This is a genomic window from Peribacillus sp. P4_C12 (assembly GCF_056402095.1).
This window is the reverse complement of record NZ_JBFUIB010000976.1, coordinates 1-895: the sequence shown is the minus strand read 5'-3', so window position 1 is coordinate 895 and position 895 is coordinate 1. Positions and strand designations below refer to the sequence as shown.

The window sequence follows — 895 nt, the reverse complement described above, 5'->3', positions numbered from 1 at the left end:
GGACTTGGTAAATACTCAAAAGAAGCTAAAACTCGATCCTTATAAGATAATTTCTTGTCATTTAGTATTTTTTCCATTGGAATTGAACGAAATGGATATGGGCATACCCCACTGAATGCAAATCTAATAATCCCGTCTTTTTTTAAAGCGGCAACTGTTAAAAGTGGGTATCCCGTATCCCATTGCTTACGTTTCTTTACACTTAGGTATGGTGCTTTTAGATATTCTTTTTCTGTACCAATTTGAACTAGAAATTCCCCTTCGTCAAGGCGTAACTCTTTATTAAAAATCTCATTAATTAAAAATTTTTTTACTCCGCTTGGACCTGCAATAATAACAGTACTATCTGATAATAAAAATGGCAGTACAGCCTCCCTATAAAAAATTTGTCCACATATATTTCCACCTATAGTAATTGAATTTCTTGATGAATAATCCGCAACCTCTTTTGAAGTATTCGTTAATAAAGGGAACACCTTGTTTTCTTCAAATACACTTAAACTCAATGTTGAACCAATGACTAGTTCATTGTTTTGAAAGCCGAATTCCTTACATTCAGGAATACCCTTTAAATCAATAATCGCATCGGTATATATATAATTCAGACGTCCTAATGTTAAAATTTCTGTTCCTCCACCATAGTACAAAGGTTTTTTATCTTGTGATTTTGATGTTTGGTATTGTTCTATCGCTTCTTTTATGGATTTTGGTTTATAGTATTCGAAATTGTAAGATAACATCACAGTCTACTCCCTTTCTTCCCTCTCCAAATAAGTTCAGGGATTAACGGCAACTGGTTTAATGGTATTCCAGCAGCAAGAGATAAACAGTTACCGAGAGCAGCTGGCATGCCAAGAAGACCATGTTCTCCAAGGCCCCTAGCGCCATATGGAGC

General features: G+C 35.1%; 1 protein-coding gene. It reads right to left on the bottom strand.

Annotation, left to right across the window (positions count from 1 at the left end; translation table 11 throughout):
* Positions 1-740 (bottom strand): FAD binding domain-containing protein (locus tag AC1DUW_RS30660; protein WP_477644428.1); only part of this gene is annotated, 740 nt, incomplete at its 3' end.
* Between the last annotated feature and the right edge of the window lie 155 nt (positions 741-895).